This is a genomic window from Photobacterium sanguinicancri (assembly GCF_002265265.1).
Classification (GTDB): domain Bacteria; phylum Pseudomonadota; class Gammaproteobacteria; order Enterobacterales; family Vibrionaceae; genus Photobacterium; species Photobacterium sanguinicancri.
Map to the genome: position 1 here is coordinate 1 of NZ_NOIF01000122.1, position 15,430 is coordinate 15,430.

At 42.3% G+C, this 15,430-nt stretch carries 12 protein-coding genes; 5 read left to right on the top strand and 7 right to left on the bottom strand.

The genetic code is table 11. The features are described 5' to 3' along the window. Positions 1-777 precede the first annotated feature (777 nt). The 5 genes from ASV53_RS16440 (at position 778) to ASV53_RS16460 (ending at position 7,914) form a co-directional block, all read left to right on the top strand. Entirely contained in the window at positions 778-2,397 is a 1,620-nt protein-coding gene (locus ASV53_RS16440; protein WP_094957879.1) for a methyl-accepting chemotaxis protein, read from the top strand. 127 nt (positions 2,398-2,524) lie between these two features. Further along, positions 2,525-3,793: a hypothetical protein gene (locus ASV53_RS16445; RefSeq protein WP_239928823.1), complete on the top strand. Its 1,269-nt coding sequence runs from the start codon at positions 2,525-2,527 to the stop codon at positions 3,791-3,793. A gap of 10 nt (positions 3,794-3,803) precedes the next feature. Next, the gene (locus tag ASV53_RS16450) at positions 3,804-4,199 is read left to right on the top strand and encodes a type 2 periplasmic-binding domain-containing protein (RefSeq protein ID WP_094957881.1); all 396 of its coding nucleotides are present in this window, start codon (positions 3,804-3,806) and stop codon (positions 4,197-4,199) included. A 197-nt stretch (positions 4,200-4,396) separates the two neighbouring features. After that, complete coding sequence (locus tag ASV53_RS16455; protein ID WP_094957882.1) at positions 4,397-4,879, top strand: RNA-binding S4 domain-containing protein; 483 nt, start codon at positions 4,397-4,399, stop codon at positions 4,877-4,879. 251 nt (positions 4,880-5,130) lie between these two features. After that, complete coding sequence (locus ASV53_RS16460) at positions 5,131-7,914, top strand: M16 family metallopeptidase (protein ID WP_094957883.1); 2,784 nt, start codon at positions 5,131-5,133, stop codon at positions 7,912-7,914. Between the two features lie 89 nt (positions 7,915-8,003). Here the strand turns inward: ASV53_RS16460 and ASV53_RS16465 are convergent, their stop codons facing one another. The 7 genes from ASV53_RS16465 to dinG form a co-directional block, all read right to left on the bottom strand. Continuing rightward, positions 8,004-8,921, bottom strand: coding sequence for a cation transporter (locus ASV53_RS16465; RefSeq protein WP_094957884.1), 918 nt, complete (start codon positions 8,919-8,921; stop codon positions 8,004-8,006). Positions 8,922-9,111: 190 nt separating this feature from the next. Continuing rightward, complete coding sequence (locus ASV53_RS16470) at positions 9,112-10,419, bottom strand: phosphatase PAP2 family protein (RefSeq protein ID WP_094957885.1); 1,308 nt, start codon at positions 10,417-10,419, stop codon at positions 9,112-9,114. A 204-nt stretch (positions 10,420-10,623) separates the two neighbouring features. Next, positions 10,624-10,785, bottom strand: a complete 162-nt coding sequence (rsmS, locus tag ASV53_RS16475) for a pleiotropic regulatory protein RsmS (RefSeq protein WP_094957886.1) — start codon at positions 10,783-10,785, stop codon at positions 10,624-10,626. Between the two features lie 20 nt (positions 10,786-10,805). After that, complete coding sequence (locus tag ASV53_RS16480; RefSeq protein ID WP_094957887.1) at positions 10,806-11,717, bottom strand: histone deacetylase family protein; 912 nt, start codon at positions 11,715-11,717, stop codon at positions 10,806-10,808. 2 nt (positions 11,718-11,719) lie between these two features. Beyond that, positions 11,720-12,271, bottom strand: a complete 552-nt coding sequence (locus tag ASV53_RS16485) for a primosomal replication protein (RefSeq protein ID WP_094957888.1) — start codon at positions 12,269-12,271, stop codon at positions 11,720-11,722. 40 nt (positions 12,272-12,311) lie between these two features. After that, positions 12,312-13,085 carry a sulfite exporter TauE/SafE family protein gene (locus ASV53_RS16490; RefSeq protein WP_189337895.1) on the bottom strand — a complete coding sequence of 258 codons (774 nt, stop codon included), beginning with the start codon at positions 13,083-13,085 and terminating at the stop codon, positions 12,312-12,314. 14 nt (positions 13,086-13,099) lie between these two features. Then, positions 13,100-15,178, bottom strand: coding sequence for an ATP-dependent DNA helicase DinG (dinG, locus tag ASV53_RS16495; protein ID WP_094957889.1), 2,079 nt, complete (start codon positions 15,176-15,178; stop codon positions 13,100-13,102). Positions 15,179-15,430 lie beyond the last annotated feature (252 nt).

The window sequence follows — 15,430 nt, forward strand, 5'->3', positions numbered from 1 at the left end:
ATCTACACAAGGCTATTCGTCGGCAGCGTCAGATGTGTTTAAGTGACAGCTTACATTGTCACTGATTGTGAATAGTTATATTGAAGTTTGGCGGATTAATTCACTTATTCCTATCATTATTCATCGTGAACTACTGTCATTAGATAATACGGAAGCGAAGAATCGGCTTGCCAATAAACTATTGATACCTCATAAGAAAAAGCTAATGTCCTTGTTGAGCAGTATTACGGAATGTAGCCCATATAATGAAGGGTATTATTATATGCTTGTGATATCTCTATCTACATATCCATTTATTTCAGATCATATATGCAATGAGCAAAATACAGACATGTCTTTTTTGCAAAATGTCTATGAAAGTGTATTGCCTCAAGCTGTTTGCTAATTTTTATTTGCCATGGCTTTATATTAATTTATCTTTTTTGATGAGATGGTGCTTTATGGGTTTTTTGGTAAGTTGCTGATCTTGTTGTTTTTATTTGTTTTACTTATGCTGCCGATGAAAAGCGTCATCCTTATATACGTGCGCAATGGTGGGGTAAAGCGTATTCCTGTACAAATGGGCTGGTTTGTTTAATGGTTTGAGTTAATAAAACTATGCTATTTAAATATAATCATACTTTATGGCACTGGTGGCTATCATCACGTGACTATCCGTACTCGTCCTTAGTTACGGCGTATTTAGTTAGAAGCTATAACATTTTAACGACACTGCTTTGACTTTTTTATTTCTTTCATGGCGCTTATCAAGCGAACCATTAAGCACAAGAATATATTATGAATTTATCTCGTTACCTAACGATTCGTCATCAATTTTGGTTGTTAATGGCTTTTGTTTCTAGTGGTATTGCCGTCATTATTTTGATGAACGCAAATGTTCATCGTACAAATAATCTTCATTTAGTGTCATTGGATCAGCAATATTACCCAGCGATGGAAGTTGTCGTTCGCTTAGACGGTACGCTTCCACGGCTAACACAACAATTTGAAACAGCTGTCGTAACGGGAGAAGAAGATGCACTTAGCGAAGCCGCGTTACTTTACCAGCTGTTAAATAAAGATTTAGCTGAAATAAAAAAACTGTTACCACAAAAGAGTAATGAATTAGCACATGTCGAAACATTGATGGCGAGTTATTTCGAGGCAGGTAATCAGCTAGCTCTCGATTTTATTAATATGAATGAATCTGTTGCTGTTATCTCTCGCAAAGCAGAACAAAATCGCCAGACTCAAGAAAGCTTAGAAAAAGAATTAAAAACGCTACAAGATTATGTGCGAGAACAAGTCGTTAGCTTGATCGGTAATGCGCGTGAAAGCGCTGAACAAGCAGGTGTTAATTCTGTGATTTCTGGCTTGATTGTCGTGGCTTTTTTGCTGAGCTTCGGTTTTGCTATTCTACGCTCAATTAGTCAATCTATTGCGATTGTGACGGCAAGAATGAATGAGATCGCTAATGGTGAAGGTGATCTCACTGTTCGTATTCATTATGACGGCAAGGATGAAGTGGCCGAGCTTGTTAATAACGTGAATCAGTTTATCAGTAAATTACATGCCACTATTTCAGATACCATTTCAAGCATTCATCAGCTAGAGGCGATAACGGGTCAGTTATCTGAAAGCCGTCAAGATACATCTCGTTTTACTGCTGAGCAGCAGTCAAATATTCAGCAAGTGACGCTATCTGTTGGTGAAATGCTACAAACTGTGAGCCATGTGGCGGACTATGCAAGTCAGGCGTCGGAACAAGCTAACGATGCAAATACCAAAGCTGAAGATGGTTTCACGGTTGTGCAACAGACCGTCAATGTTATTAATGTTCTTTCGGACGATGTTCGTAAAATAGCCACAGTTATCGATAAACTTGAGCAAGACACGACTAATGTCGATGCTATTTTATCTACGATTAAAGGCATTGCTGATCAAACCAACTTATTAGCACTGAATGCCGCAATTGAGGCAGCACGCGCTGGTGAACAAGGGCGCGGTTTTGCGGTTGTTGCCGATGAAGTGCGAACACTCGCGGCTCGTACTCAGCAATCGACAGAAGAAATTCAAGTGGTACTGGGAGAGCTGCAAGTTGCCTCTAAATCAGCGGTTGAAGCCATGCACCAAGGGTTACGCCAGACTGAAGACGGTGTGAGTAGCGCAGCGACTGCGGGTGAAAGTTTGCGGTCCATTACGGATAAAGTGGCCGGTATCACAGTTGTAAACGATCAAATTGCTTCCGCAACGGAAGAGCAGCACCAAACCTCTCTTATCATCCAAGAACAGCTACAAGAGTTTAACCGTAGCGCAGAACAAGTTTCTTCCTCTTCAGACCGACTCGGCATAGCCAGTGAGCAGCTGGTGGGTGTGGTCGAGCAACTAAGCCATTCGACGGCGCAGTTTAAAGTTTAGCAACATGCAATAAACGATAAATAACACGCTTTTTTACAGAGCCCTTTCGATGGGGCTTTGTGATTAAGGCCGTGACAAAAAGCAGTTACACAAGCAGTGACACACTATAAAAATAAACCGGAGTTTCATGATGACAATAAAGGCTTTTCGCCTGTTGCCACTAGCAGCCTTATGCGCGCTTTCTGGCCAAGCTAATGCAACGAGTACTACAGATGCGCGTATTAGTGAACTAGAAAACCAAGTTTCAGTATTAACCGAGCAACAACAATCAAGCGTCGCTGATCGTTTTCAATTTGATGGCTTTGCATCATTGAATCTTCAAGTTGCGAATAATAAGGCGGGTTATGTTGGTGCAACGGATAAGCTGAACCTAGATGAAGGTTCCCTGTTTGGTTTGCAAACCGTATTTACGGTAAACGATTCAACCCAAGCAACAGTTCAGTTGGTTAGCCGTGGTACAGAGCTTGAAAACTGGAAACCACAAATTGAGTGGGCATTTATTAGCCATGAATTTACGCCTAACCTAAAAGGTCGTGCGGGTAAGTTGCGTCTACCGTTATTCATGTTATCGGATTACTTAGAAGTGGGTTACGCCCAGTTAGGTGTGCGCGTTCCTAATGAAGTGTATGGCAACGTGGTAGCTACGTCGTTCACCGGTGCCGACATGCTTTACGATATCGAACTAGACGATAGCAGCATTCAACTTCAAGGCTTTGCGGGTTCTCATAACTTAAGCTCAGATAAAACTAAATTCCGCGCACAGACTACATTCGATCAAATTTACGGTGGTGTAGTGTCGTGGACTAACGATACCGTGACGCTACGTTCAAGCTATGCTCAGGCGAAAGTGAGCTCACAAGATAATTGGACGCTAGGTGGCAAGCCGTTAGCGGCAACAACGTTCAACGATGATCCTGCTAAGTTTTACGGTATTGGTGCTCGCTTTGATGGTGAAAACCTATTTGTAATGTCAGAAGTAACACGTACTGAAACGCAAGGTTTTTACCCTGATGCTGATGCTGCATACGTGACAGCGGGCTATCGTATTGAATCGGTAACACCGTACTTCACTGTTTCACATCTGAAAACCAAAGATAACGATGCTCGTAAGAAAGCTTCAGCGCAAGCCGTTGCTAACTTGATGAAAAATCCGAAAGATCCAGCAGCCGCTTATTTAGCGGGTTCAACGCAACTACAGCAAGCAGTGCTTGATATGCAGCGTACCAGCTACAGTGTCGGTGCGCGTTGGGATGTTTACACCAATATGGCACTAAAAGCAGATATGACTTATGTGACTAATTTTGGTGATACCAACGGCGGTTTAGCGGGTGCAGCGAAAGATAAGTCCATTGATGACACTATGGTATATACCGTAAAACTTGATGTAGTTTTCTAAGGAGAAAGTCATGTTGAAAAAAACAGTTTTAGCACTTTGCCTTGCTGCTTCAAGCTTTGCACAGGCTGCAGTTGTGGTTATTGCAAACCCTGCAGCAGCAGATCTTGATGCATCGACAATCAAGAAAGTGTACTTAGGTAAAGCGAAATCACTGAACATTGATGCGATTGATCTTGACGATGGTCAGCCACTGAAGAGTGAATTCCACGCTAAAGTTACCGGTAAAACGGAAGCTCAGCTTCAAGCTTACTGGGCTAAAAAAGTGTTCACGGGCAAAGGTCAGCCACCAAAAGCGGTGAGTTCTAGTGCGATTGTGAAAAATACAGTTGCTAATACCGCTAATGCGATTGGTTATATCGACGAAAGTGAAGTTGATGGTAGCGTGAAAGTAATTTTACGCCCGTAGGTTACCCCGTAAGAGTAAACATACAAAAGCCATCATTTTGATGGCTTTTTTTGTGCGCTAAAAATATTAGCATTCGCGCCACATTGGCTTCTCGGGTAAACTGCAACGTATTAAGCCTAGTGTCGGTATAGCGAGACGATTTATCGCGGACTATTGTTAAAACACTAGCATCAGAATAATAACCCAGAGCCAAATTTATGTCTGAACATGAAGAATATGAAGTAGAAGCGCTAGAAGTTGAAGTTTCTGCTCAGCCGATTGAGTTGTATAAAGTGCTTAAAATTGCCAACGTTGTGAGCGGTGGTGGTGAAGCGAAGTTTGCCATATCTGAAGGTTATGTTGGTGTTAATGGTGAATTGGAGCAACGTAAGCGCCGTAAACTTTACGATGGTGACGTCATTGAGTTTAACCAAGAGTACTACGTTGTGGTCTGTAACCAACCAGTGACAGAACCAACAGAAAAAGTGGTGAAAGACGTTAAGGCTGCGGCACCTGTGGGTAAGAAAAAAGCGACAGCTAAAAAGTCGTCGGCTGAAAGTGGCAAAGCGGATAAAAAACTCAGCGCTAAAGCTAAGCCTGCAAAAAGCGCAGCTAAAAAAGCACCTAAAAAATCAGTGAAAAAAGAAGCAGAAAAGCCTTCTTTTGATCAAACTACGGGTCGTAAATCCCTTAGTTTCTAAATGAAAATAATGTGTAACGCTAATCATCTATTTGATTAGCGTAAATATAAAAGACTCTGCGGAGTCTTTTTTTATGCCTGTTAATAACGCCCTTAGATAAACGTGCATATAGCGTTTATCTAAGGGTGTTAAGTCTGCGTTGCAAAAGCGATATTTGACTACGATATCGCAAATTAATGCTTCTATATGATCTATTTATCTCAATTATATGAGTAGTGTTGTATTGTCGAGGAAATAGATAAGGGGCATATATGAAACAATGGTTTAGAGCATATAGTTTTCTGCTGATAGGCACGATTTTCCTCGTCGGATGCCAGCAAGATAACCAGTGGCATGCAACAAAAATAACCCCAGATCCCGATTGGCAACATGGGACGTTAGAGAATGGTATGAAGTATCACCTTTATCAGAAGGATGATGAACCCGTCGAGTTACGATTTATTGTTCGTGCAGGTAGCGCTCAAGAAACGGCGCAACAACAGGGATATGCCCATTTTCTTGAACATATGGCGTTCAAAGGCTCTAAAAACTTTGCTCAACAAGATGTGTGGCAATTCTTCGAACGTTTAGGGCTAAGTGCTGGCGCTGATTTGAATGCTTACACTTCTTATAATAAGACTTGGTATCAATTAACGCTGCCTGATTCAACTGAGGTGACCACCGCGTTTACTTGGTTTAGGGATGTGGCTGATGGCATGCTACTAAAACCTGAAAAGGTTGAGGCTGAAAGAGGTGCGGTAATGGGGGAGTATCGCCTTCGTCTACCGCAAGAGCGCAATATTTATAGTCAGATGGATGAGCATTTGCGTGCAGACTCTCCTGCTTATCATGAAATACTCGGTACCAAGGAAAGTATTCAATCGGTAACGCCTGCTGGTTTGCGTGAGTATTATCAGCGTTGGTATTTCCCAGCAAATACTGAATTGGTGGTGGTAGGCGATTTCGATAAAACGGTAATTGAGACTCAAATAGCCCAACACTTTGCTTCATGGCAGGCTAAGTCGCAACCGCTCGCTAATATTGAGCCGTTAGTGTTACCAACGCAAAAGCAGCAAGCATTAGTTGCGCCGCAAGGTGGTGACTCTGCACTGATTTTATTGCAGCCATTGGGGGAATCTAAGCGGTTAACTTATGGTGACCAATATCGTTATTTAGAGGTTGGCCTGTTAAATAGTCTTATCCAAGCACGGCTAATGGATCGCAGTATCGCGTTGGCAGCTAATACAAGCTACATCGAAGCTTATGATAGTACTTTCGAAGGGCAGCAATTGGCTACGTTAGCGGTGGGTTTTAAAGAAGGGCATCGTGCTGAGGTTCAAGCATTTTTTGCCAAAGAGTTGGCGAGTTTACGTGATTACGGTGTCGGTGAGGTCGAACTCGCAGCTGCGCTAGCCAGTTATAAATCGAATTTGAAAAGTCATGCAATGAATTGGCAGGCAACGGATTCTTGGGTGATCACTGAGGCCATGTTTGCGAGCTTATTCGAACCTCGTGTTTTGATGTCTGAAGCTGAACATAAAGCGGTACTCGAGCGTTTCGTGGCAGAGATGGATCAAGGCCGAGTTAATCAGAGCTTAAAACAGCAACTAGAACAACTGGCACCGTATTACTTCATCGCTTATGCCAATAAAGGTCAAACCCAGCAGTTAGCGCAAGATGTCCAGAGTGTGACGCAATTACTTGCTAAACCGGGCCTAGCCTTGATGATGGCGAAAACCGTAGCTGTATTTTCGTCGCCAGCGCAAAAAGGAGAGATCGTTTCACAGCAGCAAGTAGATGACACCACTTGGCAATGGCAATTGGGTAACGGTGTTGAAGTTTGGCTTAAGCAAATGCCTGACATTAAAAAAAATGCGTACATGAACTGGGCAGCAAAAGGAGGCAGAGCACAATTGGATCCTGCATTGTATCCAGCCAGTGAGTTAGCGTTTGACACATTATATCGGAGTGGTTTTGCTGGCTTGGATGTGGCAGCCATTGAAAAAGTGTTCGCTGCAAATAATACCTTGCTGACCCCTTATCTTAGCGATTTTGATAATGGGTTATCCATTGCGACTCAGTACGATGATCTGCCGTTTGCGATGTCGGCACTTCATCATGTATTAACGGAAGGTAAAGTTGACCCTGTGCAGTTAAAGCAGGTTAAAAAGCAATATGTTGAAGGTAGAGCTGAATTTGAAACCTCGCCATTTGGGCAGGTACTGACAAAGGTGAATGATAGCCAAGTTGTACGTGGTACTTTTTATAAAATCTGGCCAAGTAGCACTTTCACTGAAATAACAAGCGATGATGTTCAACAGGTTTATCAACGTTTGTTTCAACAGCAACACCACAATCGCTTGGTGATAGCTGGGGATTTTCAACCAGAAGATATCACCCCACTGCTACGTCAGTATGTTGCGAATATTCCCCTTGCGGAAAATAAGCAAGAATTGTTGCCACAAGTTGAGTTAAATACAACGTCACAAGTGTTGGAGTTACCGGTATCGAATGAAAAGTCTGTGAGTTATTTGATGATAATGACTAACCCGATCCAGACGCAATCACCGATGACGGCGGTAGATGTGATGGCACAAGATATGTTGTCTCGTATTGTTAATCAGCGTGCGCATCAACTGCTTAGAGGTAAATACAGTTTAAGCTATGCACCTGAAGTAATCACTGAGATCCCAGATAGTGGTTTACACAGTACTGTTATTGTCAGTATGAACTTAGATCAAAAGGATTTAGCTAAATCGAAGCAAGCGGTGGCTGAGCTGTTAAAAGGTATTCAGCAAGATGGCATTACATTACAAGAGCGAGACACTGCAGCAAAACAGTTGGCGGTAGCGTTAAAACCGATGGCTAAAAATGGAGCTGAAACGGTACGCTTTATGGGGCGCTATTTACTGCATGGTTATAGTGTGGATGCAGTGAAAGATCCGCAACCCTACATAGATCAAGTCACGACAGAGTTGTTAAATCAGCAGGTTAAGCAATTCATGGGTAAGCAAAGTTACACCATTGAAGCCACGATACTGCCGAAAGCATCGTAAGCTGTTTGCTTGATTCAAGAAACGAAAAGTCGCCAGATTGGCGACTTTTTTATGTCATTGGGTTATGACGATGTAATGAATGGACGGCATCAGCTTAAGACTAACTCGACATCAATATGTGGGTATTTCGCGGTCAGCTGTGTCGACAGTGATTGTTTAATATGAGCAAATATCGTAATGCCTTTTCTGTCTATCTCTTCGGTCGTAAAGCTTAAAACGACTAAATAACTGCTCCCTGTTTTACTGATGAAAACATTATGTGCCATAGTTTCTTGTTGCGATAACTGTTGGGTGATAATGCTTTCGATGTCCTCGTAGGCATCGATATTCTGTAGTCGCCCCCCCGCCAGTTCAATGAAGGCTTCTCTCACGATATTTATCGGTTGTTTGGCCATTATTATCGCTAAGAAAAGAACCATAATGGCATCGCCAATATACAGTAAAAAATCAAAACTGCTTGCTGGATTAATGTAACCAATAAGTACCAGTGCAGCGCCTGTACCCGCAGACATAAAACCATCGACTAATGAGGATGCTTTGTCGGTTTCAAGCATACTGCTGCTGTTACCGGTACGTTTATTTTGCTGGTGATAAAAAAGCGATAGGCTAAAGCAGATCACAACCATAGCAATGGAATAAATTAAGATTGGGCCTGTCTTTAGCATCGACAGTTCTTCACCTTGAATATACTTAGCTATTTTGGAGGCATTTCCTGTTAATGCTGTCAGCAATACGCCGCCAATTAATAAGCCTTTGAGTAAAGAGTAAAGGGCTTCTGATACAAATAAACCAAAAGGAAAAGTGTTAGAACGATTAGCTTTAATCGCGGAAATTTTTAACGCTGCAATGGAAGAGAGAAATAAAATAAACGAGAAATTACCATCTAATAGTAAGGCTTCAGATCCTGAAAGGTAAAAGGTTGCCCAGCCTGAAAAAGCCATAAATAGATTGGCACATAGTCCGACTGTTAACGATTGGCGTTCGATCTGTATAATTTTGTCTTTCATCTTTGACTCATATTGGATAGTTGGTGATTGTTCATTAAAGTCGAAAGGTCGCTATGGTTCAATCTATTCACTTACGGCTATCATTGGTAGGAAATGATATAGTGATATTGGATAGATTTATTATGCTTAGTATAAAACAACGCTCATTTGGAGAGCGTTGTTTATCAATATTTGTAGTAGCAAATCTAACTTAGAAGCGATTAGCAAAAGTTAGCACAATAGATTGACTATCGTAGTTTGCTTTAAATGTTGAATTGTCGAGGTCGGTATTAGTATAGGAATATTTGAGGCCCGCATCCCATGCAGGGTTAATTTGATACTGAAGACCAGCTTCAGCAACCGCGTAAGCATCACCTTCCCAGAACTGATATTGTGCTTTGGCTAAGACTGAAATTTCATCTGTGAACTTATACTGGGTTTTTACTGCTAAATTGGGGAGAACACGCCATGAGTCGGCGGTTGAATATTTTCCACCTTCATTTTTATCCACATCAACGGAGATCCAGTGTACGTATAGACCTAGACCAAAGTTGACGTCGAATTTGTCATTAATGTTGTAGCCTTTGTACGCGGAAGAGCCCAAAGTCCAATGGCGAAAAGCGGTAAATAGCTGACCATCTCCTGGTTCATAGGTAACACCATCCACCGTAAACGGTTGGCTTGCGTTACCACGCCTGCGAGTTTCACTTGGAATAAATTCAAATTCAAAGCTGTTGTTATTGGCAAGCTTGCGTTGGTAATTAATGTATGAAAATGGCTGGTATTCATCAATTAGCTCGGAATTCGAGAGAAATTCGGTAGCCCCAAACTGTCCAGAGCTATCTGCGAGATTAACCCCAATACCTAACTCTATACGATTTTTATAATCAATCGATGATAATTGATAGTTTGCGCGATCTCGACTTTTACCTTCGAATGCTGTGTCGGTTAGGGTTACGCCAACAGCAATACCATCTTGTGTTGGTTGAGCACTAAAATAAACACCTTCCGTGCGGTACGGTGAGACAAAATATTGGTTTACTAAAAATGCGATACCAGCACCAGCGACGACGTCACCAGCGTAGTGTCGGTTACCGTGGATTCGACTTAAGCCCACAAAAGTGGCTCCAGCGTAGGCAGGGATCCCCCAAGCTGCACCGTAGCGCGATTGCAAAAAAGCAGCACCAGAAAAGGCAGCAGATGTGTGACCCGATGGAAAAGAGTGCCAGTTACTGTCATTTGGGCGTTTTCGACCAACAGTATATTTCATTCCTTGGACTATCGCTTGGGTGGAAGCCGTTGCATAGACCAGTTGTTTCGCCCCTTCAGCATCATCGTACATCCAAGCAGCAAATAACCCTGCTGCAGGAAGTAGTATTTGTAACATGTCACCAGCTTCAACGATATCGCTGTTGACCGTTCGTGTTATCTCATTAGGCTCACTTGGCGGACTATTTGCGTAGGTGAGTGGTGCGATTACAAGTAAAGCGGGTAATGAACATTTTAAGCATTGAAGCATTATTTATCCTTAATTTGATATCTCCTTCAACAAAATTATAGAACGAGAATGCATGCTGAAGAGTAATGCTTCAAATGTAGTTCAATGTCAAGCTAGTGTAAATGGGTAATTTTTACTTAAAAATACGTAAAGGAGATCCCATTCTATTCAAATAGCATGAGTAATTATTTTTTTATTACTTTTAGTTATTCGAACTGCAGCCATTTACTGGTTATTAACTTTTGATTCTAAATCATTTTTTACAATAGCAAGTGCAGATAATGCTATTTTAGGATCTATGTCATTACTCTCTAGCAAGTAAATAAGATCGACAGCAAGCTTTATATCTTCTGGTGCATTATCTAGCGGTGATTTTTTTTCGGTCATGATTATCTCAATAAGAATATTTAAATAAGCGTCAGAGCGGCTTTTATTAGTTGGCTATGTAATACAACTAATTGTTGGTGATCGGCACGGTAGCCACCACCGACTACAGCTGCAACGGGGATCGCGTGTTGCTTACAATGTGATAATACTAAGAGATCACGTTGATAAATACCGTCTTTGCATACATCAAAGTAACCAAGTTCATCATCAGTGTGGATGTCGACACCAGCATCATAAATAACTAAGTCGGGTTGATGCTGTGCGAGTGCTAACTGCAATATTGGCTGGAAGACCCTCAGGTATTCTTGGGTGGTAGTGTGGCGTGGCAATGCAAGATCTATGGTTGAGACTGGTTTTCTTGCGGGGAAATTTTTATCACAATGCACAGAAAAAGTAACAACATTATCGTTATCAGCACAAAGCGTGGCTGTGCCATCACCGTGATGTACATCGCAATCAATGATCATCACTTTATCTACATTATCTAAACGCAGCGCTTGGTGTGCCGCTAATGCGAGATCGTTAATCAGACAAAAACCACTACCGAACTCATGGTGAGCATGATGGTAGCCGCCACTTAAATGAATGGCCAAGCCGTGCTGGTGGGCAAGTTCTACTGTTCGACAAGTTCCTCCTGCCGATGTCAGTGTTCGCTGTATTAACTGCTCACTCCACGGAAAACCGATTCGGCGCATTTTTGCGGCAGGCAAGGTGTTATTGATTAATGCGTCAACATAATCTGAATGGTGAACAGATTTTACCGTATTGATTGAAAGTGGCTGTGGCTGGAAAAAAGCTAATCGTTGTAAATCGTCGATATGAAAAGTATTTAAGACATGATCATATAAACGGCGGTATTTGCTGATCGGGTAGCGGTGCTCTGGTGGTAAATCCAGTTGAGAGTAGATGGTGTGATAAACAAGAGGTAGCATGTCTAGCCCTGACGCTCTCTGAACGTAATCTGCTTTTCAATTTGAGCAACGGCAGATTGGCAGCGCTGTACTCGCCCATCAAGCGCCAATATTTCTTTTTGTAATATCTGTTGTTCTGCAAGGCTTTGACATCGATTGAGCATCATGGCTTTATCACGGCTCATACCGACTAAACGGCGTTCCCATTCTTGGTGTTTAGCCAAGTCTTGGTACAATTCATGGATTGGGCGCTGTTTAGTGTTGTTTTGCTTAGGTTCGTTTTTTCTGATGGTTTGTGTGGCGAGTTCACGTTGAATCGCTTGTATCTGCGCGACGATTTTATCGCAGATATGTGCAGTTCGAGAGGCTAATAATCGGCCTGATTGCTGTTCTCGTTGCAGTGATTTTATTTCCTGACTAATTTCTTCAACGCATGGTGTCAGTAATTTACTGCGACTTTGAAAGAGTTGCTCATCAAATAAAGGGCGAAATGCTTCACCACGCTGGCGATCAACCGCAGCGGCGTCTTTTAATAATTGATCAACGTGTGCTTTTAATCTGGTTACATCAAACATACTGACTGCTCTAAACCTTCGTTGTGATCTGATTTATATATTAGAACCAAGCCTGCCAAGCCAGCTTACCAGCAAGAATAACAACAACCGTCACAAAGACAGGACGGATAAACTTCGCCCCAAAACGTATTGCTGAATGTGCGCCTATATAGGCCCCCATCATTAAACATACGCCCATTGTTAAGCCTAGCGCGACATTAATATGCCCTAAAATGGCAAAGGTAATAAGAGAGGTAATATTACTGGTGAAATTCATGGCTTTGGCTAGGCCAGAAGCAAGCAGAATATCTAACCGGTATAATGCCATACTGGAAACGGTCCAAAATGCACCAGTACCGGGGCCTGCGACGCCATCATAAAACCCTAAGATCCCACCTTGTAACCATTGCTTTTTCTTTAGTTTCGGATCGTCAGTGGGCAGTTGACGCTGCTCTCCTTTAGGCTGAGGGTGCCAAATGGTATAACCGGCGGCAGCTAAAATGATTAACGGAAGGGCTTTTTCTAGCCATTCAGTACTGATTATGTCGACGATTAGAGTTCCGCCGATAGCACCAACCAAGGTGGCGATAAACGATAACTGCCAGAAGTGCGGTGAAAAGAGTTGTTTGCGATAATAGGTCCATGCCGCCGTTGAAGAGGCGAATGTCGCCGCTAATTTATTGGTGCCAAGGGCAATATGGGGCGGAAGCCCTAAAGACAAAAGTGCAGGAACGGTAAGCATACCGCCGCCGCCTGCAACGGCATCGATAAATCCAGCTAAAAATGCCACAAGCCCAAGTATTATGAGCGTGGTCGGTTCAATCATTTCTATCATTATGGCAATTCTATTTATTTATGTTCGATAATCCGCTTAAACGGTGGTAATGAATCTAATAATGCTTTGCCATAACGGCGTGAAATTACGCGTCGGTCGAGCAAAACTACTCTACCAGAATCTTCTTCTTTTCGCAGTAAACGCCCAGCAGATTGAATCAGCTTTTTACTCGCTTCTGGTACAGAAATCTGTAAGAACGGGTTCCCACCTCGGCTTTCGATGTATTCCGCGTGTGCTTCTTCAACCGGTGAAGTCGGCACGGCAAACGGAATTTTAGTGATAATCAAGTTTTTAAGTAAATCACCTGGTAAATCAAGCCCTTCAGAGAAGCTACCTGTACCAAATAAAATGCTCGTAACCTGATTTTTACAATTTTCTTTATGTTTTTTTAGAATGGTGTGTCGCGCTTCATCACCTTGAACGAGTAATTGCCATTTGTTTTTCTTGGCGATAGTTTGCAAGCTTTCCGCGACTTTATTCATCTGCCAATAAGAAGAAAACAACACCAAGCTCGCGGTTTCTCCTTCCAAATATTCAGGTAAGGTTTCAATCAATAGCTCGGTGAATTTATCAGCTTGTGGTTCTAAAGGTAATGCAGGGATCACTAAACGCGCATTGTTTTGATAATCAAACGGAGATGCAAGGGCTAGAAATTTCACACCATCTGATTCAGAAATACCGGCTTGGCGACAAAAATAGGTAAACTGGTTAAGTGCGCGCAAGGTTGCTGAAACTAAAATAGACCCCGCGGCACGACTCCATAATAGTTGGTCTAAGCGGTAACCCACTTCGAGTGGTGAAACCTCGATAATATAATCATCTTCACGATCACCGCTTTTTTCAATCCACCGTGCAAGAGGGGCACCTTTCTTATTACAAGGCTGCGCCATTAGCGCCCATACCTTTTCAAGATTTTCTAGACGTTGCAGGTAAAAGCCAGACTCAGCTAAAGCGGGTTCACCTTGACGTGCTGCAATTTCATTATCTTTTAATCGCTCAGAAATTAAGTCATGTAATTTGCCTAACGCTTGTAGTGCCTTCTTACTGGCATCTTTACAGCCTTTTGCTTCTTCTTGTAACCAAGCAGGAAGCTCACCGTGTTCAAAGCGATAGATCCCATCTTTGCTAAAATGGCTCGGATCGATATTTGCTGCTATTTGGCGCAAGGTTGGAATTAGATGCTGAATATTTTCTTGTAAGGATGACTGGAAGCGACCTGCTTTACTGTAGTCAGCTAGCTCAGCGAGTTTCCCGACAGATTGATTGAGCTTTTCTAACCAATTAGTCGCGCCTTTTAAGCTTGCAGCGGCAGATGAAAAGTCACGTGCCACTTGTGGTAAGTGATGGGCTTCATCTATTACATAAATGGTTTGCTCCGGTTCAGGCAGAATAATGCCACCACCTAGCTCAATATCAGCCATTAAGAGCGCATGGTTTGCAATAATCACATCGGCTTTATCTAAATGTTCGCGTGCTTTAGCAAAAGGGCATTGGCGATGTTTAGGCAAACCTGCGTGGCAGCTGTGTTTATCAGCCACAATTTGTTGCCATACACGGTCAGGTATCTGTTTTGGCCAGCCGTCACGGTCACCATCCCACTTCCCTGATTCATAGGCTTTTTTCATGCGAGTCAAAAGTTCTAAATCAGACTTTTTAGGTTTTTCTTGCCAAAAACTCATTTGATCATCGCTAGTTCCATCGCATGACGCCGCTAATTTATGGCCACAACAATAGCGTTGACGCCCTTTGGCAAGAATAAAGCTGAATTCTTTAGGATAGATGCGGTTAAACAAGGGTAGATCTTTATCAATAAGTTGCTCTTGCAATGCGACTGTCGCGGTTGAAATGAGCAATTTTTTATTGTTAAACAGCGCAAAAGGGATACCCGCAATCAGATAAGCCAGTGATTTACCGATACCTGTCCCAGCTTCAGCGACCAACATTCTGTTCTTTTTATGGTATTCACCCGCCAGCGTTTTGGCTATTTCTGCAACTAGGTAGTTTTGAGCACGCCTTGGTCGGAAGTTATCAAGCTGGTTTCCAAGGTTCTCATAGCATTGCTTGATATCGCTTTTTATTTGGCTGTGTAACATAACTGCAACGTGTTAAATGACAAGGGCATTGATTATAACACGAACATCTGAATGTGAGCGGGGGCAAATAAATTGAACAACTTTGAATCTAAATGAGATTTTGGTCACGAAAATAAACTGAACTCAACATGAATGGACAGTGAGGTTGTCGATAAAACACTAACTTAACTAAAAAAGCAGTGTTTTATAATACAAGTAACTGTTGGTGGGCGGATTTTTTCATTTTTGCAGTTTTTTGTGTTGTTATTTTAT